Below are 21,299 nucleotides of genomic sequence, written 5' to 3' on the forward strand. Positions count from 1 at the left end.
TTTTCCACCTCTGAACTAACAATGACCTATGAAAGATTATCAATATCAAGTTGGAGGTAGCCTTCCTGCAAACGCCCCAACTTATGTCACTCGAAAGGCAGATGAAGAACTTTATCAAGCTTTAAAAGCCGGAGAATTTTGCTATGTTCTTAATTCCCGACAAATGGGAAAATCATCCCTGCGAGTGCGGACAATGCAGCGGTTACAAGCAGAGGGAATCGCCTGTAGTAGTATTGATATCACAGAAATTGGCACCTCAGATATTACGCCAGAAGAGTGGTATGCAGGTGTGATCGATAGCATCGTCAGCCGATTAGATTTGTATGACGTTTTTGATTTAGATGAATGGTGGGATCAGAACAGATTACTATCGAATGTTAAACGATTTAGTAAATTTATTGAAGAAGTATTACTCAATAATATATCAGAAAATATAGTAATTTTTGTCGATGAGTCGGACAGCTTAATCAGCTTGAATTTTAAAATAGAAGATTTTTTTGCTGTGATTCGTGATTGCTATAATAATCGAGCGGATCAACCCGAGTATCGTCGATTAACATTTACGATGTTAGGGGTGGCAACTCCATCAGATTTAATTCAAGACAAGCGACGCACTCCTTTTAATATTGGTCGAGGGATAGAGTTAACGGGGTTTCAATTAGCAGAAGCCCAACCTTTGGCAATTGGGTTAGAGAGTCAAGCAGAAAATTCACAATCCTTGTTAGAAGCGGTGTTATATTGGACTGGTGGACAGCCGTTTTTAACGCAAAAAGTTTGTAAATTGCTACTCAATCATGCCAACTCTGCATCCATGCAATATCCCGCTGAGTGGGTAGAAAATTTAGTTCGAGAAAAGGTGATTGAGTATTGGGAAGGGCAGGATGAACCAGAGCATTTAAAGACGATTCGCGATCGCATTTTACGCAGCGAACAACGGGCAAGTAGGTTATTGGGACTATATCAGCAAATTTTGCAGCACCATGAAATAGCGACTGATGATAGTCCCGAACAAATGGAACTACGATTAACTGGATTGGTGGTTAAGCAGTCTGGCAAACTTAAAGTTTATAACCGGATTTATCAATCGGTTTTCAACCTAGATTGGGTGGAAAAGCAATTAGCGAATCTCCGCCCTTATAGCGAAAGTTTTAAAGCTTGGATAGAGTCTGATTGCCAAGATGAATCGCGACTGTTGCGGGGTCAAGCCTTGCAAGATGCTCAAACTTGGGCAGCCGATAAAAGTTTGAGCGATTTGGATTATCAGTTTTTAAATGCCAGTCGGGAAGTCCAACAACGGGAAGTTGAACGAGAGTTAGAAGCCCAGAGACAAGCGAATAAAATTTTAAAAGAGGCAAATGAGACGCTAAGGAAAGCAAAAGAATTTGCTATGTATGAGGTAACTCAAGCCAAGAATTTAGCAAATGTAATTCAGGAAACTGCTTTTTCTAATGAATCATTTCGTTCAGGACAGACATTTCAAGCATTGTTAGAAACATTGAAGGCAGCGGACGCATTCAAACAACTAGATGCTTCAGCCGAGACTACAAAAGACATGAAAGCGCAAGTAATAGCTGCACTGCAACAAGCCGTTTCCGAAGTCAAAGAGCGCAATAGTTTGGAAGGGCATAGCATTTCTGTCAGAAGCGTCGCCTTTAGTCCAGATGGCTTGACTTTGGCTTCTGCAAGCAGTGACAAGACTATCAAACTGTGGCACCTGGAAACCCAAAAACCCATCGCTACCCTCATCGGTCATCGCAGTTGGGTCAATAGCGTTGCCTTTAGTCCCGATGGCAAAACCTTGGCTTCCGCCAGCGAGGACACGACCATCAAACTTTGGCACCTACAAAGCCAAACAGCCATCGCTACCTTCACCGGCCATCGCAGTACGGTCAGAAGCCTCGCCTTTAGTCCTGATGGCAAAATTTTGGCTTCCGCCGATGACATGACCATCAAACTGTGGAATCTGGAAAGCCAAACACCCATCGCTACCCTCACTGGCCATCACTGTACGGTCTGGGGCATCGCCTTTAGTCCCGATGGCAAAACTTTGGTTTCCGCCAGCGAGGACAAGACCATCAAACTGTGGCACGTACAAAGCCAAACAGCCATCGCTACCTTCACCGGCCATCGCAGTACGGTCAGAAGCGTCGCCTTTAGTCCTGATGGCAAAATTTTGGCTTCCGCCAGCGATGACACGACCATCAAACTTTGGAATCTGGAAAGCCAAAAACCCATCGCTACCCTCACCGGTCATCGCAGTACGGTCAGAAGCGTCGCCTTTAGTCCAGATGGCAAGACATTAGCTTCTGCCAGCGAGGACATGACCATCAAACTTTGGAATCTGGAAAGCCAAAAACCCATCGCTACCCTCACCGGTCATCGCAGTTGGGTCAATAGCGTCGCCTTTAGTCCCGATGGCAAAACCTTGGCTTCCGCCAGCGATGACACGACCATCAAACTGTGGCACCTACAAAGCCAAAAACCCATCGCTACCCTCACCGGTCATCGCAGTACGGTCAGAAGCGTCGCCTTTAGTCCTGATGGCAAAACTTTGGCTTCCGCCAGCGAGGACAAGACCATCAAACTATGGCATCTGCAAAACCAAAAAATCGCTACTCTCACTCACCATAGCAGTTGGGTCAATAGCGTTGCCTTTAGTCCCGATGGCAAAACCTTGGCTTCCGCCAGCGATGACAAGACTATCAAACTGTGGCACCTGGAAACCCAAAAACCCATCGCTACCCTCATCGGTCATCGCAGTTGGGTCAATAGCGTTGCCTTTAGTCCCGATGGCAAAACCTTGGCTTCCGCCAGCGAGGACACGACCATCAAACTTTGGCACCTACAAAGCCAAACAGCCATCGCTACCTTCACCGGCCATCGCAGTACGGTCAGAAGCCTCGCCTTTAGTCCTGATGGCAAAATTTTGGCTTCCGCCGATGACATGACCATCAAACTGTGGAATCTGGAAAGCCAAACACCCATCGCTACCCTCACTGGCCATCACTGTACGGTCTGGGGCATCGCCTTTAGTCCCGATGGCAAAACTTTGGTTTCCGCCAGCGAGGACAAGACCATCAAACTGTGGAACCTGCAAAGCCAAAAACCCATCGCTACCCTCATCGGTCATAGTAGTTGGGTCAATAGCGTCATCTTTAGTCCCGATGGCAAAACTTTGGCTTCCGCCAGCCATGACAAGACCATCAAACTGTGGCACCTGCAAAGCCAAAAACCCATCGCTACCCTCACCGGGCATAGCAATTCGGTCATTAGCGTCGTCTTTAGTCCAGATGGCAAGACATTAGCTTCTGCAAGCAGTGACAAAACCATCAAACTGTGGATTTGGGATTTCGATAAACTAATGGCATTAGGTTGCAATTGGATTAGCGATTATCTTAGAACCAACCCGAAAGTAACAGAAGAGGATAAACAGATGTGTGCTGATTACCTTAGCCAAGAGTCAATCAAATCAGAGACAGGTAACAGATTTAGTGAATCGACACTGATTAAATTGGTCAAATCAAGAGATTTGTGACTTAATGGAAACGGTGGGTGGTCATCCTTATTTAGTGCGAGTTGCTCTCTACCAAGTTGCCAAGGGTAGAATTACCTTAGATCGGTCTATGAATTAACAATGACCTATGAAAGATTATCAATATCAAGTTGGAGGTAGCCTGCCTGCAAACGCCCCAACTTATGTCACTCGAAAGGCGGATGAAGAACTTTATCAAGCTTTAAAAGCCGGAGAATTCTGCTATGTTCTTAATTCCCGACAAATGGGAAAATCATCCCTGCGAGTGCGGACAATGCAGCGGTTACAAGCAGAGGGAATCGCCTGTAGTAGTATTGATATCACAGAAATTGGCACCTCAGATATTACGCCAGAAGAGTGGTATGCAGGTGTGATCGATAGCATCGTCAGCCGATTAGATTTGTATGACGTTTTTGATTTAGATGAATGGTGGGAGCAGAATAGATTACTATCGAATGTTAAACGATTTAGTAAATTCATTGAAGAAGTATTACTCAAAAATATTTCAGCAAATATAGTAATTTTTGTCGATGAATCGGACAGCTTAATCAGCTTAAATTTTAAAATAGAAGATTTTTTTGCTGTAATTCGTGATTGCTATAATAATCGAGCCGACAAACCCGACTATGGTCGATTAACATTTACGATGTTAGGGGTAGCAACTCCCTCAGATTTAATTCAAGACAAGCGACGCACTCCGTTTAATATTGGTCGAGGAATAGAGTTAACCGGGTTTCAATTAGCAGAAGCCCAACCTTTGGCAGTCGGCTTAGAAACTCAAGGAAAAAAATCGCAATCATTATTAGAAGCAATCTTATATTGGACGGGTGGACAGCCATTTTTAACACAAAAACTTTGTAAGTTACTGCTCGATAGTGCCAACTCTACACCCATTCAAAATCCCGCTGAGTGGGTAGAAAAATTAGTCCGACAAAAAGTGATTGATAATTGGGAAGGACAGGATGAACCGGAACACTTGAAGACGATTCGCGATCGCATTTTACGCAGCGAACAGCGTGCCAGTAGGTTATTGGGACTATATCAGCAAATTTTGCAGCACAAGGAAATAGCAACTGATGATAGTCCCGAACAAATGGAACTGAGATTAACTGGGTTGGTAGTTAAGCAGTCTGGCAAACTTAAAGTTTATAATCAAATTTATCAATCGGTTTTTAACCTAGATTGGGTGGAAAAACAATTAGCGGAACTGCGCCCTTACAGCGAAAGTTTTAAAGCTTGGATAGATTCTGATTGTCAAGATGAATCGCGACTGTTGCGGGGTCAAGCCTTGCACGATGCTCAAAATTGGGCAGCAGATAAAAGTTTGAGCGATTTGGATTATCAGTTTTTAAATGCCAGCCGGGAAGTACAACAACGGGAAGTTGAACGAGAGTTAGAAGCACAGAGACAAGCGAATAAAATTTTGACTCAAGCGAATCAGACGCTAATTAAAGCAGAGCAATTGGCCACCTATAAAGTCACTCAAGCCCAGAATTTAGCAAATGTCATCCAGGAAACGGCTTTTTCTAATGAATCATTTCGTTCAGGACAGATATTCCCAGCACTGTTGGAAGCATTAAAGGCAGGGCAAGCATTCAAACAACTAGATTCTTCAGCCGAGACGACAAAACATATTAGAGGACGAATGATAGCTGCGCTGCAACAAGCAGTGTCCGCAGTAAAAGAGCGCAATTATTTGGAAGGGCATAGCAATTCGGTCAGAAGCGTCGCCTTTAGTCCCGATGGCAAGACATTTGCTTCTGCAAGCAGTGACCACACCCTCAAACTGTGGAACCTAGAAAGCCAAAAACCCATCGCTATCCTCAGAGGGCATAGCAATTCGGTCTATAGCGTCGCCTTTAGTCCCGATGGAAAGACTTTGGCTTCTGCAAGCACTGACAACACCCTCAAAATGTGGAACCTAGAAAGCCAAAAACCCATCGCTACCCTCAGAGGGCATAGCAATTCGGTCTTGAGCGTCGCCTTTAGTCCAGATGGAAAGACTTTGGCTTCTGCAAGCCGTGACAACACCATCAAACTGTGGAACCTAGAAAGCCAAAAACCCATCGCTACCCTCACCGGGCACAGCAATTCTGTTTTGAGCGTCGCCTTTAGTCCCGATGGCAAAACTTTGGCTTCTGCAAGCTTTGACAACACCATCAAACTGTGGCACCTGGAAAGCCAAAAACCCGTCGCTACCCTCACCGGGCATAGCAATGAGGTTTTGAGCGTCGCCTTTAGTCCCGATGGCAAAACTTTGGCTTCTGCAAGCTTTGACAACACCCTCAAACTGTGGCACCTGGAAAGCCAAACAGAGGTCACCACACTCACCGGGCATAGCGATCAGGTATATAGCGTCGCCTTTAGTCCCGATGGCAAAACTTTGGCTTCTGCAAGCGATGACCACACCATCAAACTGTGGCATCTGCAAACGCAAAAACCTATCGCTACCCTCACCGGGCATAGCAATTCTGTTTTGAGCGTCGCCTTTAGTCCCGATGGCAAAACTTTGGCTTCTGCAAGCAGCGACAAGACCATCAAACTGTGGCACCTGGAAAGCCAAGAACCCATCGCTACCCTCACCGGGCATAGCAATTATGTTTTGAGCGTCGCCTTTAGTCCCGATGGCAAAACTTTGGCTTCTGCAAGCCGTGACAACACCATCAAACTGTGGCACCTGCACACCCAAAAACCCATCGCTACCTTCACCGGGCATAGCAATCCGGTCTATAGCGTCGCCTTTAGTTCCGATGGCTTGACTTTGGCTTCTGCAAGCCGTGACAACACCATCAAATTGTGGCACCTGCAAACCCAAAAACTTATCGCTACCCTCACCGGGCATAGCAATCCGGTTTGGAGCGTCGCCTTTAGTCCCGATGGCTTGACTTTAGCTTCTGCAAGCCGTGACAACACCATCAAATTGTGGCACCTGCAAACCCAAAAACCCATCGCTACTCTCACCGGACATAGCAATGAGGTTTGGAGCGTCGCCTTTAGTCCCGATGGCAAAACTTTGGCTTCTGCAAGCCGTGACAAAACCATCAAACTATGGATTTGGGATGTTGATAAACTAATGGCATTAGGCTGCAACTGGATTAGTGATTATCTCAGAACCAATCCGAAAGCAACAGCAGAGGATAAACAGATGTGTGCTGATTACCTTAGCCAAGAGCCAATCAAATAAGATTTAGGCAAAAACAGCCAGCAAGCCAGATTTTCGCTACATTTTTTTACCACTACTTCCACTTTTTCCGTTGTCCATTCCTCAGTCACAACCCTAATATTTCGCTGCGCCGAATCTTCCTCCACAACCGGCACCAGCATCGGATTATTAAATCTTTCTGTTGAATTTTCACTTTTGTAGTTAATCGAGGTTTGGGGAGTTCAAAAGGCGGTAGGTGCTAACTCTGAGGGATATTGCACTGATGTCCCTTGGAATATAAAGTGTAAAACTCCTGGAGTGCTGACATTTGTTCTCTCAATCTAGATATCTCTACATCCAAGGGAGGGAGTAGTTTCTCAAGGTGGCGAACCTCACTAAACCACAGTCGTAACTCGGGTTTGAGATTTGCATAGAGCGTTTCGGGACAGGAGAGTAATATTGCTGTTATTATCTCTGCTACGAATGGCTGTTGCGGCCACTTCCCTACAACAGACATTGCATCCGAGTCATCGCTTGACAAGCATTGGTGAACAATATCAAACAGTGAATTTAACTCAATAGCTGCCCGTAATTTCTCAAGTGTCTCTGTCGTCTCTGACGAAGTATGCACCATACTTGTGAACTCAACAGGCAAATGGTGCAGAATGGTACTGACAAATGAAGCAATTGAATCAGGTTGCTCTTTTCTCAGAATGTCTGGGAGTATTTCTGCAAAGTAAGGAGCAACACTACGCCACTGATGTAAATCACAAGCAACATGAAAGAAGGTTTCTGGCAACCTTTCACTCTTCTGCAATAAAATATAACCTCGACATTGATTAGTGACGGGATCGAGAGGTTCAAACGCTTGCCATAACAAAGGCAGAGAAACCCAGTGAGGTGGATATTTGAAACGGGCAACATCCAGTAGAAGAACTAGATCCCGCTTTGGATGATAACCACCAATAGGTGAGAAGTGACCATCACCCGTTTGTCCCAATACCTTTCGGCTGTAGGAAACAACTAGATGAATATCACCTGACGCCGTAGTCACTTTCTCAACTGCTTGCCGAAAGTTTTCCAAGCTGCTTTGGTGGTAACGGTTAGGTTTTACAACAGCACCGTTGCAACGTGCGATACAGACAAACTCATCAAAGGTGATACCGTTTTCTTTAATGACTGAAAGAGGTAAGCAACAGTCTAAAAATTCCTCTCCATACCATCTCCACACCCCTTTCCAAATGCGACCCGGATCGATGGATAAGGCATTAAGAACAACAACTAAACTACCCAATCCACAAAAAGCGGGTTCTGCTTGAGTATGAAACTGTTCCGCTAGAGCAAAATACCCTTCCATACCTCCCAATGCCAACGCTTCTCGAAATATTTGCTTTCCCTCTATGGAGGAAAAGGCAATAGCAGAATCGGGGAGTGAACGACGATAAAACCCTTGATCAGACATTGAGTGTTTTAACCCTTATTGCTTATGGTGCTAATAAATATTATTCAATATCTTCACATGGATAATGATGAATGCACTTATTTACTATTTTTTGCAATTTTAGCAATAAAACGCTGCGAAGGTTTGACTTTCGGGGTGCAAATTTAAAAAACGTGATTATTTGCGAGGGATGGCTAGGCATCAAGGTGATGAAATAATTCGGCAATTTGCCACAGATTGAGCGGTATGCAGCTCAGATCAATCAAACTTTTCTGAATAGCCTCAATCACACCAGCGATGTTTTATAAGAGTCGGTTCAAGAGTTGTAATAGTTGCAATCAATCAAATTTAAGCCGGTGATTTGGATTGGCACTGAGGTGTCGATACTCAGGAGATTTATCTTGAGGTGGCTGATAACGACATGGCAATTAGCAAATATCTCACAGCGCCACGTTCTGCTCCCTTGTTGGTTGGCATAACCAGCCATTTCGTCAATAATTACTCTCAGCTATCGGATAATTGTAGAGCAGCAAAAAGGAGAGTTAAAGTGTTTTTTGCTACCTGGTAAAGGTACTAAATTTCGGATATAACTTCCGCTGCATCACAGTTAATTAATAGTATTTACCGTTGGGTGGGAGCGGGTTTTTGAGATTGTTGGTTTTAGCCTGAGATTGTGGGTGAACCCGCCCATACAGTGACTGCCAAATATTTAACAAATGTAAAATTTTGTATATGAACTGACCGAAGTTGCGGAAAATAGACGATAGTTGATGCTCAAGAGATTTCAAGCCTCCGCGAAAACAAATTTTAATCAGGTAATAAAATGGTAGTAGCAGCACCTGTTCAATCCGGCAGTCAGTCGATTTTTCAAACTCGCTACGACAACTTTATCGGTGGCAAGTGGGTGCCACCGGTGAAAGGGAAATACTCGGAAAACCTGTCTCCAATTACAGGAAAATCAATTTGTCAAATCCCCCGATCGACCGCCGAAGATGTAGAATTGGCACTTGATGCCGCCCACGCTGCGAAAGACAAGTGGGGTAAGACTTCCCCAGCCGAGAGGGCGCGGGTTTTACACAAAATTGCCGATCGCATCGAAGAAAACCTCGATCGCCTCGCCATCGCCGAAACCTGGGACAACGGTAAACCAATTCGCGAAACCCGCCTCGCAGACATACCACTGGCGATCGACCATTTCCGCTACTTCGCAAGCTGCATCCGAGCTCAAGAAGGGTCGATCGGCGAACTCGACGGAACCACCGTCGCCTACCACTTCCACGAACCCCTAGGCGTCATCGGACAAATCATCCCCTGGAACTTCCCGATATTAATGGCCGCCTGGAAACTCGCCCCAGCCCTCGCCGCCGGAAACTGCGTCGTCCTCAAACCAGCAGGCCCCACCCCCGCCTCAATCTTGGTACTGATGGAAATCATCGCCGACTTAGTACCAGACGGCGTAATCAACGTCATTAACGGGCCAGGCGCCGAAATCGGCAAAACCCTCGCCACCAGTCCCCGGATTGCCAAAGTCGCCTTCACCGGCGAAACCACCACCGGCAGGCTAATCATGCAATACGCCTCCCAAAATGTCATCCCCGTCACCCTAGAATTAGGTGGCAAATCCCCCAACATTTTCTTTGAAGATGTCTGCGCCCAAGACGACGAATTCCTCGACAAAGCAGTCGAAGGATTTGTGATGTTCGCCTTCAACCAAGGCGAAGTGTGTACCTGTCCCTCCCGCGCCTTAATTCAGGAGTCAATCTACGATCGATTCATGGAAAGGGCGATCGATCGCATCCGCCAAATCAAACAAGACAACCCCTTAGATCCGACAACCGCCCTCGGCGCGCAAGTCTCCATCAACCAGATGGAAAAAATCGCCGAATACGTCAAAATCGGTCACGCCGAAGGCGCAGAATGCCTGATTGGTGGCGAAAGAAACATCTTATCCGGCGACTTGCAAGACGGGTATTATTTCCAGCCAACAGTCTTCAAAGGAAACAACCAAATGCGAATTTTCCAAGAAGAAATCTTCGGCCCAGTATTAGCAGTCACCACCTTCAAAGACGAAGCCGAAGCATTAGAAATTGCCAACGATACCCTATACGGTTTAGGTGCAGGAGTTTGGACTCGCGACATCAACACGGCCTACCGCATGGGCCGCGCCGTTCAAGCAGGCCGCGTGTGGACAAACTGCTATCATTTGTATCCCGCCCACGCAGCATTCGGCGGCTACAAATCATCTGGTATTGGTCGCGAAAATCACAAAATGATGTTAGATCACTACCAGCAAACTAAGAATTTGTTGGTAAGTTACAGCCCCAAAGCTTTAGGCTTTTTCTAAGGTTTTAGTCATTGGTAAGGAAAAAGGAAGAAGGACAAACTTCAATGATTCGTGAACTCCTTCTTTCTCTCTTTCCTCTCCTTCTCTGCGCCCTCTGCGGTTCCTTTAAAAAAAATCTCATTCAAAAACGAAATAAAATTGCTACACAAAGAGACTGCAATGGAAACGATCGCAAAAGTCACCGCAACAGAAGCTGCTTTAAAATTAATTAGCCATCTCAAAGCTCAGCACGGAGAATTGATGTTTCACCAATCCGGCGGCTGCTGCGACGGTAGTTCTCCCATGTGCTTTCCCGATGGCGAATTGATAATCGGTGATGGTGACGTATTGCTGGGCGAAATAGGCGGTTGTCCCTTTTATATTGCAGCGCAGCAATACAAATATTGGCAGCACACGCAGTTAATTATAGACGTGGCATCGGGACCAGGAGGCAGCGATTTTTCCCTGGAAGGGCCGGATGGAAAGCGTTTTATTACTCGTTCTCGCTTGTTTGTTAATGCTGATTAACCTGTTTTTTTAAGTACGCTCGCTTAGGGAGTAGGATTCACTGAACCGCGAAGGCGCTAAGAACGGGAAGGAAGAGAAAGAAAAAGATGCAGTTGTTGCTTCGACTACAAACGCATTTCCTCAATAAAGGAAATACCATCAAAAATCCCATTGTTAAAGACTTGAGTGCTACGAACTCGCTGATTTTCGCTTAGTAATGTCATTGTTTCTACAAAAGTAATCAGTGCGTTATCTTGAGTTTTATTGGCACGAAAACAAATAACTTCCTGTCCTGCATCCCACACTAGTGCCGAAAAATCGGAGTAACTGGTAGAATACAATTTCAGTATCCGATTTTCAAATTCACCTTCAAAATTTAACTGGAGGCTAGAACCATCTGAGTATTCATAATTATTGACTTGTCGGTAGTGACTTCCTTCAATCCAGATGGTAAAACTACCCAAAAAGCTGCGAGAAAAATGTCCGCGAGTATCAGTCTTAATGAATTTGCCTTTCCAAGTGCCAAGATGACGGGTGAAAATTTCAGGAACTTTCTCTAAATCCGGAGGGTGGAGAGGGCTGAGGGTATCTCGATCAATCACAAAATCGTTACTCATTGATTGGCCTCCTGTTTTTTTACAAAACGCGATCGAGTAAAATGCTTTTTTCTGACATATCCGATTTCTTCACCAAGTCTGGTATCTCGGTATATTGATGATTGTTAATTGGGCTAACGACGGCCTATTTTCAAACTCATTTCACGGCTAGTGCGTTGATATTCGTGCACAATAGGTAATCTTTCGGCTTGAAAATTTTCCAGCGCTTCAGCAATATTAGCACTATCTCTGAGATGTTGTGCTAAACACAAACCATCTTCCCAACCGGAAGTCATTCCTCTAGCACGTGTGGAACTTTTGGCGTGGGCCGCATCTCCAATTAAGATAACACGACCATCATAGATTTTTGGTAGGGGGTCAATGTCATAGGAAAAACGACAGACAATATTTTCCACAGGGGTTGATTCAATCACTTTTCGCGCATCCTCTGGGAGTTTTGCTAGTTCTTGGGGAGGAATGGTAATATTATTAGGTTGTAGTTTCCCGATTTCAGACTCTGTGCGGTCTTTTTCAATAAAGAAACCCCAATGAGTGCGACTTCCGCCTATGTGAAAGAAGTTGGCATAAATTCCCCTACCGCGTACATAAACAAAAAAGTTTCCTTCTGGACAGAAGCTTTGATCTTCGACAATTCCTCGCCAGACGATATCGCCTAAATAGAAGAGTTCAACGCCTGGAACTATATATTGACGAACTTTTGAGACGATTCCATCGGCACCAATTAAAAGATCGCCTTCCCATTTACGGCCATCTTTGAAGTGGGCGATCGCACTGTGGTCGGTTTGGGCGATCGATGCTAATTCCGCATTAAAATGAATACACTCAGTGGGTAACTCGTCGAGGAGTGCTTCTAGAATAGCTTTGCGGTGTACCAGCATTCCTGGGAGTTCATTTTCCTGATAGGTGACGGGTTCAGAATTGATGACACCGCCACGGAGGTTGCGAAACTCGAATAATTTAACCGGATCGCCTGAGTTAATAATTTTCTGGCTAATTTCAGGGTTTCCTTTATGCAGCGCTTCCATACCTGCTTGCACGATCAGGATACCACAGCCATCGGTGCGTGGATGGGGTGCTTTTTCAAACAAGTCAACTTGAAACCCTTGTTGAATCAGGAGAATTGCCAGGTAAGATCCTGATGTTCCTGCGCCGATAATACCTATCCTGCTTTGGGACGAAACCATTTGTGCTTCTCCTGATGTAAGATTGCCGATCGGTTCTCAACCACTATTGTAATTAAGGAAAATCCAATTGGGGCGATCGCTCAATTGCGGATTTAGTTTTTGTTGATAGCGACAGGTTTGAAGCTGCCGCTAAAATCAGTATCTGGGCTGATGCAGGATTAATTATTAATTGGCAACTTCAAAATTTACGAACTCAAAACTTCAGAATACTTTAAGCTTGAGTATTTTTAATTAGAGCCAATTCAATTTTGTCACCAGCCTTTTGAGTCACTTGTGCGCGCAAACCAGGCCCAAAAAAAGTAGCTATTTTTTCTTGCTTTTCTTCCCATAAGTCGATCGGCAGTAGTGGCGAATAAAACTCTAAAATTAACCCATAAGCACCGTCAACATCAACTTCCCGCAACCCTTGCAGGAGGGGCCGTTCCTCGTCTGTCGGGGCCAAGCCCAAGCGCTCCAAAGCATCATCTAAGTGCGCGGGTTGGCCGTAGCGAAATCGGGTGACATCTTTGCGGACTTGGTTTTGAGTATCTGTCGCCTGACTTTCTCGCAGGAGGAGAACTTCAGCAGAGGTAGGTTCGGTGAACTCCACTGGTTCGAGTTCGGCGGCTTTCAGAGCCAAACCTCCCAGCAACAGCGGAATTCCATAAAAAAAACCGGCTAGGTTCAGGGTAGGTCTGTCTGTGAAGTAGGCTCCAAACCCGACTGCTGCTATAATACCGCCAACAACTAAGGCTAGGTTTGCTAAAGAAATTTTGCGTAACATATTAGTGAGGTAAGTAGTCCGACAGAAATAATATACTTTAATTATTATCTGTCAAAAAGTCTTGAATAAATTTAGTTTTTTTGCCAAAAGACCTGCAAAAACTGCTAGCATCTATGAGCGCGGGAGCGGTGTGCATCCACAGTCTTGTCTCTAGCTTCAGAAGCTTATCCAGCCGGACTCGCCCGGGCGCGCCATCGGTAAATATCCGTGTTAATTGCGCGGCGTTGGTTCCAGAAGGCAATCGAGATCGGCAGTATCATCAAAGTATACAGAGTGGCGATCGCGATCGACACTCTTGCCCTTTCAACCATTTTTCGGACATGATTAAAGACGAAGACAAACAAACTGCTGGAGCAAACAAGGCGGTTCTGGAGCAGATTAACTCGCTCAAACGTGAAGATGAAAGGCTTTATAATATCTTAGCGATCGATGTCTGGGCCCTAGCCAAGACGATGGATGAATATCAACCGGGATTTTGGGCTGCTTTTATGAAAAACCGTGAGAAAGCCCTGAAGCGATTTTTAGCTGGAATGATGAAAAATAAACCCGCAGATACCAAACGTCCGCCTTTTTTACGCTAAAATGTGGCTGGAGTTTGGCTGAGGTTTTGATGTACAATCAAACTATAACACAGACTCAAAAACCCTGAGCAGGTTCATCACTTCCCATATAAAAACAGTGAAGGATTTGCCCAAAAAGGTATGTCGGTGAATTAAGAATCTCCGTCTGTTCGCAGGGGGGAATGTCAAATATTTTTGTTAATAGTAGCAAAGGCAAAAAACCATGGATGCACAAACAATCAAAGAGCGCGTAGCACAGATCGAGAGCAAGCGGGAATCCCTCGTGCGGCTGTTAGATCGATCGGACTTGGGAGCCCTGAGAATAGATGTGAGTCAGGCGATCGAAGAAATTGATGATCTCTTAGAAGAATTCAAGCGGACTTTTAACAGTTAAGTAGTCAATAGTCATTAGTCATTAGTTGTCAGTGGTCATTAGTTGTCGCGCATTTAATTTGGATAGTTATGTTAGTAAAAATCTTGTAGGGTGGGCCGAATATCCAGCCCAAAAAGTAAAAATTAAAGACAGTACAGCTTAATAGCTAACAAGAACAGACCACTCCTAACTGCAAATTTGACAACTGACAACTGACAACTGACTAATGACTAATTCATTACCATATCCATCAAAATTTGCTGAGAACTCACTTCCGGGCAATTAGCAGGTGGTCGTCGTTGAGAGTAGTGTCCTCCCGGCTGCAAATCCCAAGCTTGGCGGTTGTCAGCCAGCATTACCCCCAAAATTTCTTGTAATTCCTTGGCAATTGTCGGGTCTTCCACCTGAACGATCGCCTCAACCCGTCTTGTGAGATTGCGCTGCATCCAGTCAGCAGAACCAATATACACCTCTTCGTCGCCACCGTTGAAAAAATAAAACATCCGAGAATGCTCTAAAAAGCGGCCGATAATACTGATAACTCGGATATTTTCGCTAACACCCTCAACGCCGGGGCGCAAACAGCAAATCCCCCGAATAATCAAATCAATTTTAACTCCCGCTTGCGAAGCTTCGTACAAAGCAACAATGATTTGAGGGTCAACTAAAGCGTTCATTTTAGCGACAATGCGACCACAGCTACCGATGCCGTTTTCGGTGTGCAAGCGGCAGAATTCTGCCTCGCGGCGGATTAAAGCTAAAAATCGATCGCGCATATTGACCGGTGCCACCAATAATTTGCGATAAGATACCTGCCGCGAATAACCAGTCAAATAATTAAACAAATCCGTCAAATCCGATCCCAAATCCTCGCGACAACTCAACAAACCCACATCTGTATACAGTCCGGCTGTTTTGGGATTGTAATTGCCAGTGCCGATGTGGACATAGCGGCGGATGTACCCGTCCTCACGACGCACTACCATCACAATTTTGGTGTGGGTTTTGAGTCCCACCAAACCGTAAACTACGTGGACTCCCGCTTGTTCTAACTTGCGAGCCCAATTAATATTATTTTCTTCGTCAAACCTAGCTTTGAGCTCTACTAAAACGGCTACCTGCTTGCCGTTTTCCGCTGCTTGAATTAAGGCGCTGACGATCGGCGAATCTCCTGAAGTGCGGTATAAAGTCATCTTAATCGCTAAGACGGAGCGATCGTGCGCCGCCTCAGTAATAAACCGCTGTACCGTCGCCGCAAACGAGTGATAAGGATGGTGCAGCATCAAATCCCCCTGCCGGATGGCGGTGAAAATATCCTGACCATCCTCAGCATCCAACATCGATTTGCCTAAAATCATTGGTGATTCCGAGTTCCGCAAACGGGGAGGCACAACCGGAGTCCAAGGCGGGTCTTTCAGTTCCGGCACTGGCAGCCCCACAAAAGACATCAAATCCTTGAGGCCTAGCAGCCCCTCTACGACGTAAACATCTTGCTCACCGAGATCCAGCTCCTCCATCAGCATATCTCGCAGCGCAGGCGGCATAATCGCTTGAATTTCCATCCGCACCGCAGAACCTCCAAACCGGCGCTTGCGGAGTTCCTGTTCTATTGCCAGCAGCAAATCCTCCGCCTCATCTTCCTCCACTGTCAAATCGGAATTGCGAGTAATGCGGAACGGGTGATATTCCTCTACGTCCATCCCCGGAAACAAAGTTTCTAAATTGTGGGCAATCACCTGTTCTAGGGGCACGCCAGTCCAAACTGGAGATTTGCCCCTCTGCTGCCACTGCAAATCCCCCGGCAGCGGCAAAAACCTCGGCAAAACCTGCGGTACTTTGACGCGGGCAAATAATTCTTCCCGCGTGTCGGGGTCCCTGACTACTACTGCTAAATTGAGGCTGAGATTGGAAAGGTAGGGGAATGGGTGACTGGGGTCAACTGCGAGGGGAGTGAGTACGGGAAATACTTGTTCTTTGAAGTAGCGGTGCAAGTAATTGCGCTGTTCTTGATTGAGGTCAATGTAGTCGAGAATGTAGATTTCGCTTGCTGCTAGTTTCGGCCGCAGGGTTTGCTCAAAGTAGGCGTGTTGTTGAGAAACCATCGGCAAAAGCCGCTTGTTAAGGGCATCTAGCTGTTGTTGAGGCGTGCTGCCGTCGGAGGTTAATTTGCTGACTTTTGCGTGTACTTGTTGTTTGAGGGCGCCCACGCGCACCATAAAATATTCGTCTAGGTTGGAGCTAAAAATAGCGAGAAATTTGAGTCTTTCTAGGAGGGGCGTGCGGGGGTCGAGGGCTTCGTGGAGCACGCGGTTGTTGAATTCTAGCCAGCTTTGTTCTCGGTTGAAGTAGTATTGGGGGTCGCTGAGGTTGATTTCAGTGTAGGTTTTGGCGGGGGTCTTTTTTGGCTTGGGCATGGTTTGGGGGAGTCTTTGGGAGGCTCTGTTGATCGCATCTGTGAATTAGTATCGCAGGTTAAACTATTTGTTCGCATCTGCTTTTGGTCGATCGCTCAAACATTGAATTTAAGCAAAACCTTCAACTATTTTTCGAGAATTACCACGAAATCCTCAATCATCACATCAAAAGTTCGAGCCAACTTGTGGACTGCTGCAAAGTCAACCATTGCCATACCCTGAGAACGGGCATAATTGCTAATCGTACTGTAGCCCACGCCCGATCGCTCCGCAACCTCTTTGAGCGTCCATCCCTTCTCGGCAGCCAACTCTCGAACCCGCAATCTGACTAAGCCTTTGCTCATATTCACTATTTACAAAATTTTGGATTTAGTATAATATATCAAAAAGCGATCGCCCCCGGTCTGCCAACTAAAGACGATCGCCAGTTAAAATTAATCCCGACAGATAATTTCTGTCGATCGCACTTAGCAGAGATAGATTTACCTACTACCACCAGATGCAACTACAATGATATCAGAAAATCAGCTAAGATCGTCAGCGATCGGCGCATCAAAAATTATTCACAAATCGTCGATCGTCAATCCGCGATCGAGATTTGTCACCGAAGAAACAGTAGCACTCCTGTTCAACATATCACCCGAACAGATATACCGGATCGAATGCTGCCACAACGTGGTGTACGTTCATGCCAAAGGCCTCAGTCGATTTGTCAGTTACGCCGATTTCCCCCCAATCTTAGAAGTAAAACCGCCCTGTGCTCAAGATTTTGTCACATGGTACAAACGCTGGAAACGGACACAAGCACCAGAATTTTGGACTAAATTCTATACGTACAACTTCAAAACGGCTGTTTCAGTTGACAGCTTGCTTGAGTGGGGTAAATTAGTAGCTACAGTTAAATCGGTAATTTCTGCCTCAGCGCTGCAACAGCTACGAGATGTTTACGCTCAAGAAAAAACGTTGATGGAAAATTTTTAAAGCACGCGGGGCGACTCAACCCGCAATTGTTGGTAGCCAGCAAATGTAAGGTGTTGTTCGGCGCATCGTACTGCTTAGAAATGCTCGTTTGTAAGGTGCGCTTCGGCGCACCCTACGGGATAGAGGTTCTACTCAAAACTCTTCTTTACCTTCCAATCCCCACATATTGGAAACCAGCCGCTTCTAAAGCCTTCTTGTCTAAGAAATTGCGGCCATCAATCATCACCGGATGATTCATCAACTTCGCCATTTTATCGTAATCTAAATTGCGAAACTGTTCCCAGTCAGTCACCAATACCAAAGCATCGCAACCGTCTGCCAACCTTTCCGGGTCAGTTTCTACCAAAACTCCCGACAAACCGTGACGCATCCCAGTTTGAGAAACAATCGGATCGTAAGCTTTAACTTTCGCTCCCAACCGATTCAAATTCTCGATTAAATTCAGCGCCGGAGCATCCCGCAAATCGTCAGTATCCGGCTTGAAAGTTAAACCCAAAAGTCCGACTGTTTTACCTTTGAGAATCTTTAAAACTTGTTGCAACTTTTCAATAGCAATCAACCGCTGGCGTTCGTTAACTTCCACCGCCGCTTTCAGCAAATGCGCCTCGTAGCCGTAATCGTCAGCAGTGTGAACTAAAGCTGAGACATCTTTGGGGAAACAAGAACCGCCCCAACCGATGCCAGCTTGCAGAAACTTGTTGCCAATTCGTGAATCTAAACCGATACCTCGGGCAACTTGACTAACATCTGCACCGACGCGATCGCAAATATTAGCAACTTCATTAATAAAGCTAATCTTCGTAGCCAAAAAAGCATTAGCTGCGTACTTAATCATCTCCGCTGAACTGATATCAGTCATCACCACAGGAACCTCTGGCAAAGACGGATTTTCTGCGAACTTGCGATCGACAATCGGCCGGTATAACTGTAGCATCATATCCATAGCCCGCCGAGAGTTGCTGCCGAGAACAATGCGATCGGGATTAAAAGTATCGAAAACAGCACAGCCCTCGCGCAAAAATTCCGGGTTGCTAACCACATCAAATTGAACACCTTTTTTTGCTGCTACTTCCTCACCAGTAACACCCTCACCGCTTTGAGGTTTTTGACGTTCTGCTAAACCGTCTAGTACAATTCTTCGCACCCAATCCCCCGAACCGATGGGCACTGTCGATTTGTTTACGATTACTTTGTAATCGCCGTCGAGGTGAGTTCCAATTCCGCGAGCAACCGCTTCCACGTAGCGAGTATCGCTTTCCCCAGTAGGCAAAGGAGGCGTCCCCACGGCAATGAATAAAATGTCCCCGTGAGCCACTCCGGCGGCCAAATCCGAAGTAAATTCTAGATTGCCAGATTCAGATGCAGAAGACATTAATTCAGACAGTCCCGGCTCAAAAATTGGCGAATGTCCAGACTTCATTAATTTAACTTTTTCTTCGTTGTTGTCTACGCAAATGACGTGGTGGCCGATGTGGGCCAAGCAAGTGCCGGTGACTAAGCCAACGTATCCTGTACCGATGACGCAAACGTGCATAGAAATCTCCTCAAAGCTAGTAAATAAATCAGATGAAAACGAAGGAAGAAGGAAGAAGGAAAAATATCTTGTAGGAGTAGCGCCCCCGTGCCTACCCCTAGAAGGCAGCCACGGGGGGTTTGCCCCTACCCATCTCTGGGCCAACCAGGGGGGGGTTTGCCCCTACCCATCGGCCCTCTCTACTTTTGGTTTCCCTCGATGCGATCGCGAAAATCCTTTACAGTCAACTCTAAACCTTTATCCAGCGGCACAGTTGGCTCCCACCCCAACCAAGTTTTAGCACGAGTAATATCCGGTTGTCTCTGTTTTGGATCGTCTTCCGGCAGCGGTTTAAAGATAATTTCTGCCCCTGGATTAATTGTGTTTTGAATTTTTTGTGCCAGTTCCAATATAGTGTATTCGCCGGGATTTCCCAAATTCATCGGCCCGATTTGGTCGCTATTCATCAAACGAATAAATCCTTCCACCAAATCAGAAACGTAGCAAAAACTACGTGTTTGGGAACCGTCGCCGTATACAGTCAGCGGTTGGTTTCGCAAAGCTTGAGCAATAAAATTGCTCACTACTCTGCCGTCATTTTCCAACATCCGGGGGCCGTAGGTATTGAAGATTCGTACAACTCGAATGTCTACCCCATTTTGCCGATGGTAATCAAAAGATAAGGTTTCAGCTACTCGCTTCCCTTCGTCATAGCAACTGCGAATTCCGATACAATTAACGTTGCCACGATAATCTTCTGTTTGTGGATGTACGTCAGGATCTCCGTACACTTCGGAAGTGGAAGCGAGAAAGAATCTTGCTTTTACCCGTTTGGCCAATCCCAACATATTCATCGTGCCGATGACATTTGTTTTAATTGTCTTGACAGGGTTGTACTGATAGTGTAGAGGGGAAGCGGGACAAGCCAGATGGTAAATCTGATCTACCTCTAACCGAATCGGTTCCGTGATGTCGTGGCGGATCAACTCAAAATACGGGTTGTCCAGCCATTTGAGGATATTGCGTTTAGTCCCGGTGTAAAAGTTATCCAGGCAGACTACCTCGTGTCCTTGGGCCATTAAGCGATCGATTAGGTGGGAACCGAGGAAACCCGCACCGCCTGTGACTAAAATTCTCATTGTGGAAACTGCCGTTCTGTTTAGGGGTAGGACTGGAGTACAAAAATTCAGTCGCTCGAATGAAACTTTCTAATAGAATAACAAAATTGCGATCGACAATGTAAAGACTTATGCGTCACTTTTATAAAATCTTTAATTAACTTAGCATTGTCAAATACTTTGAACAAAGTGCTATAATTCGCAAATGTCAGTAGCAATTTTTATGTAAGTTTCAATATTTCCGAAAAAACACTCTTGACATTAGTTCTTTTATTTGTTAGTGGTTATTGGTTATTTGATGACTTCGGTCTGAGGTTGGGCGATGTCCTAGGGGATAGCTGCGCTTCACGGGCTTATTTGAAAAAACAAGGGTCGATTTATCTCAAAAGCAATATGAGAAAAATTATGTCGATTTCGGGAATAGAATGTCCGCCACTTTCAACTCTGAGTTGCACCCGTTCAATTGTAATTTCTGGAGATTGCAGCCAGAACGAAATCAGGTTGATTGTCTAGCCTTTAGTTTTACAGTTTCTCAAGAATCGAGCAAAGTTACGCGCCGCTAAAGCTGTCTCGAAGGCGGAATCGATGGCAGAGTAGGATAAACTTCGCAGTCTTTGTATCATTAAGCGTCCTGCGAGGATATGCAATTGACTCTGGATTGAATGGGGACATTCCGGCCGCGCATCTGCATTGACATATTCAAAAATTCTCACAAGAAAAATTGGGTAATAATCTCGGGAAAACTATAGTTTTGCCGTAACCGTTCAGGGGGGGGTAGAAGAGAAATAGCCCAAAAAGCGGAGAAAATCTGATAAATTAAGTGACATGGAA

General features: G+C 45.5%; 17 protein-coding genes. 8 read left to right on the top strand and 9 right to left on the bottom strand.

Annotated features, from left to right (window positions below):
- Positions 1 to 28: 28 nt before the first annotated feature.
- Genes QUA04_RS15320 through QUA04_RS15330 form a run of 3 tightly spaced genes read left to right on the top strand, consistent with a single transcriptional unit; the run spans position 29 to position 6,716 of the window.
- Positions 29 to 3,535: a WD40 domain-containing protein gene (locus QUA04_RS15320; RefSeq protein WP_333258188.1), complete on the top strand. Its 3,507-nt coding sequence runs from the start codon at positions 29 to 31 to the stop codon at positions 3,533 to 3,535.
- 4 nt (positions 3,536 to 3,539) lie between these two features.
- Positions 3,540 to 3,632: an AAA-like domain-containing protein gene (locus QUA04_RS15325; RefSeq protein WP_333258189.1), complete on the top strand. Its 93-nt coding sequence runs from the start codon at positions 3,540 to 3,542 to the stop codon at positions 3,630 to 3,632.
- Between the two features lie 9 nt (positions 3,633 to 3,641).
- Positions 3,642 to 6,716, top strand: a complete 3,075-nt coding sequence (locus QUA04_RS15330) for a WD40 domain-containing protein (protein WP_333258190.1) — start codon at positions 3,642 to 3,644, stop codon at positions 6,714 to 6,716.
- 217 nt (positions 6,717 to 6,933) lie between these two features.
- Here the strand turns inward: QUA04_RS15330 and QUA04_RS15335 are convergent, their stop codons facing one another.
- On the bottom strand, positions 6,934 to 8,136 hold the full coding sequence (locus QUA04_RS15335; RefSeq protein WP_333258191.1) for a phytochelatin synthase family protein: 1,203 nt from the start codon (positions 8,134 to 8,136) through the stop codon (positions 6,934 to 6,936).
- Positions 8,137 to 8,938: 802 nt separating this feature from the next.
- On the opposite strand from QUA04_RS15335, the gene exaC reads away from it, so the two are divergent.
- Together exaC and QUA04_RS15345 are read left to right on the top strand one after the other, a co-directional pair.
- Positions 8,939 to 10,459 (top strand): acetaldehyde dehydrogenase ExaC, encoded by a 1,521-nt coding sequence (gene exaC, locus QUA04_RS15340; RefSeq protein WP_333258192.1) that lies wholly within the window; start codon positions 8,939 to 8,941, stop codon positions 10,457 to 10,459.
- 159 nt (positions 10,460 to 10,618) lie between these two features.
- Complete coding sequence (locus QUA04_RS15345; protein ID WP_333258193.1) at positions 10,619 to 10,966, top strand: DUF779 domain-containing protein; 348 nt, start codon at positions 10,619 to 10,621, stop codon at positions 10,964 to 10,966.
- Between the two features lie 104 nt (positions 10,967 to 11,070).
- Here QUA04_RS15345 and QUA04_RS15350 read toward each other — a convergent pair whose 3' ends face one another.
- The 4 genes from QUA04_RS15350 to QUA04_RS15365 all read right to left on the bottom strand — a co-directional run bounded on the left by QUA04_RS15350 (position 11,071) and on the right by QUA04_RS15365 (position 13,820).
- A complete protein-coding gene (locus tag QUA04_RS15350) occupies positions 11,071 to 11,562 on the bottom strand; it encodes a DUF3598 family protein (protein ID WP_333258194.1) in 492 nt (163 codons plus the stop codon).
- A 113-nt stretch (positions 11,563 to 11,675) separates the two neighbouring features.
- The gene (locus QUA04_RS15355) at positions 11,676 to 12,746 is read right to left on the bottom strand and encodes an FAD-dependent monooxygenase (RefSeq protein WP_333258195.1); all 1,071 of its coding nucleotides are present in this window, start codon (positions 12,744 to 12,746) and stop codon (positions 11,676 to 11,678) included.
- A gap of 211 nt (positions 12,747 to 12,957) precedes the next feature.
- Entirely contained in the window at positions 12,958 to 13,509 is a 552-nt protein-coding gene (locus tag QUA04_RS15360) for a DUF2854 domain-containing protein (RefSeq protein WP_333258196.1), read from the bottom strand.
- Between the two features lie 164 nt (positions 13,510 to 13,673).
- Entirely contained in the window at positions 13,674 to 13,820 is a 147-nt protein-coding gene (locus QUA04_RS15365; protein WP_190657804.1) for a hypothetical protein, read from the bottom strand.
- A 9-nt stretch (positions 13,821 to 13,829) separates the two neighbouring features.
- On the opposite strand from QUA04_RS15365, the gene QUA04_RS15370 reads away from it, so the two are divergent.
- Both QUA04_RS15370 and QUA04_RS15375 read left to right on the top strand, forming a co-directional pair.
- Positions 13,830 to 14,090, top strand: a complete 261-nt coding sequence (locus QUA04_RS15370) for a hypothetical protein (protein ID WP_006632500.1) — start codon at positions 13,830 to 13,832, stop codon at positions 14,088 to 14,090.
- A 202-nt stretch (positions 14,091 to 14,292) separates the two neighbouring features.
- Complete coding sequence (locus tag QUA04_RS15375; RefSeq protein ID WP_333046052.1) at positions 14,293 to 14,463, top strand: hypothetical protein; 171 nt, start codon at positions 14,293 to 14,295, stop codon at positions 14,461 to 14,463.
- Positions 14,464 to 14,672: 209 nt separating this feature from the next.
- On the opposite strand, the gene ppk1 is transcribed toward QUA04_RS15375, so the two are convergent.
- Together ppk1 and QUA04_RS15385 are read right to left on the bottom strand one after the other, a co-directional pair.
- On the bottom strand, positions 14,673 to 16,856 hold the full coding sequence (ppk1, locus tag QUA04_RS15380; RefSeq protein WP_333258197.1) for a polyphosphate kinase 1: 2,184 nt from the start codon (positions 16,854 to 16,856) through the stop codon (positions 14,673 to 14,675).
- 125 nt (positions 16,857 to 16,981) lie between these two features.
- On the bottom strand, positions 16,982 to 17,200 hold the full coding sequence (locus QUA04_RS15385; RefSeq protein WP_006632503.1) for a helix-turn-helix domain-containing protein: 219 nt from the start codon (positions 17,198 to 17,200) through the stop codon (positions 16,982 to 16,984).
- 166 nt (positions 17,201 to 17,366) lie between these two features.
- Here QUA04_RS15385 and QUA04_RS15390 point away from each other — a divergent pair, with 166 nt between their 5' ends.
- Positions 17,367 to 17,837: a hypothetical protein gene (locus tag QUA04_RS15390; protein ID WP_333258198.1), complete on the top strand. Its 471-nt coding sequence runs from the start codon at positions 17,367 to 17,369 to the stop codon at positions 17,835 to 17,837.
- Positions 17,838 to 17,982: 145 nt separating this feature from the next.
- Here the strand turns inward: QUA04_RS15390 and QUA04_RS15395 are convergent, their stop codons facing one another.
- A complete protein-coding gene (locus QUA04_RS15395; RefSeq protein WP_333258199.1) occupies positions 17,983 to 19,371 on the bottom strand; it encodes a UDP-glucose/GDP-mannose dehydrogenase family protein in 1,389 nt (462 codons plus the stop codon).
- Positions 19,372 to 19,550: 179 nt separating this feature from the next.
- Positions 19,551 to 20,489, bottom strand: coding sequence for a UDP-glucuronic acid decarboxylase family protein (locus tag QUA04_RS15400; RefSeq protein ID WP_333258200.1), 939 nt, complete (start codon positions 20,487 to 20,489; stop codon positions 19,551 to 19,553).
- Positions 20,490 to 21,299 lie beyond the last annotated feature (810 nt).

It is taken from the genome of Microcoleus sp. S13_C5, assembly GCF_036700845.1.
Lineage (GTDB): Bacteria > Cyanobacteriota > Cyanobacteriia > Cyanobacteriales > Microcoleaceae > Microcoleus.

Coding starts and splice junctions, on each gene's coding strand:
- QUA04_RS15395 (WP_333258199.1), bottom strand. CDS start 19,371: ATGCACGTTTGCGTCATCGGTACAGGATACGTTGGCTTAGTCACCGGC.
- QUA04_RS15325 (WP_333258189.1), top strand. CDS start 3,540: ATGGAAACGGTGGGTGGTCATCCTTATTTAGTGCGAGTTGCTCTCTAC.
- QUA04_RS15335 (WP_333258191.1), bottom strand. CDS start 8,136: ATGTCTGATCAAGGGTTTTATCGTCGTTCACTCCCCGATTCTGCTATT.
- QUA04_RS15400 (WP_333258200.1), bottom strand. CDS start 20,489: ATGAGAATTTTAGTCACAGGCGGTGCGGGTTTCCTCGGTTCCCACCTA.
- exaC (WP_333258192.1), top strand. CDS start 8,939: ATGGTAGTAGCAGCACCTGTTCAATCCGGCAGTCAGTCGATTTTTCAA.
- QUA04_RS15320 (WP_333258188.1), top strand. CDS start 29: ATGAAAGATTATCAATATCAAGTTGGAGGTAGCCTTCCTGCAAACGCC.
- QUA04_RS15350 (WP_333258194.1), bottom strand. CDS start 11,562: ATGAGTAACGATTTTGTGATTGATCGAGATACCCTCAGCCCTCTCCAC.
- QUA04_RS15375 (WP_333046052.1), top strand. CDS start 14,293: ATGGATGCACAAACAATCAAAGAGCGCGTAGCACAGATCGAGAGCAAG.
- ppk1 (WP_333258197.1), bottom strand. CDS start 16,856: ATGCCCAAGCCAAAAAAGACCCCCGCCAAAACCTACACTGAAATCAAC.
- QUA04_RS15390 (WP_333258198.1), top strand. CDS start 17,367: ATGATATCAGAAAATCAGCTAAGATCGTCAGCGATCGGCGCATCAAAA.
- QUA04_RS15345 (WP_333258193.1), top strand. CDS start 10,619: ATGGAAACGATCGCAAAAGTCACCGCAACAGAAGCTGCTTTAAAATTA.
- QUA04_RS15360 (WP_333258196.1), bottom strand. CDS start 13,509: ATGTTACGCAAAATTTCTTTAGCAAACCTAGCCTTAGTTGTTGGCGGT.
- QUA04_RS15355 (WP_333258195.1), bottom strand. CDS start 12,746: ATGGTTTCGTCCCAAAGCAGGATAGGTATTATCGGCGCAGGAACATCA.
- QUA04_RS15370 (WP_006632500.1), top strand. CDS start 13,830: ATGATTAAAGACGAAGACAAACAAACTGCTGGAGCAAACAAGGCGGTT.
- QUA04_RS15330 (WP_333258190.1), top strand. CDS start 3,642: ATGAAAGATTATCAATATCAAGTTGGAGGTAGCCTGCCTGCAAACGCC.
- QUA04_RS15365 (WP_190657804.1), bottom strand. CDS start 13,820: ATGGTTGAAAGGGCAAGAGTGTCGATCGCGATCGCCACTCTGTATACT.
- QUA04_RS15385 (WP_006632503.1), bottom strand. CDS start 17,200: ATGAGCAAAGGCTTAGTCAGATTGCGGGTTCGAGAGTTGGCTGCCGAG.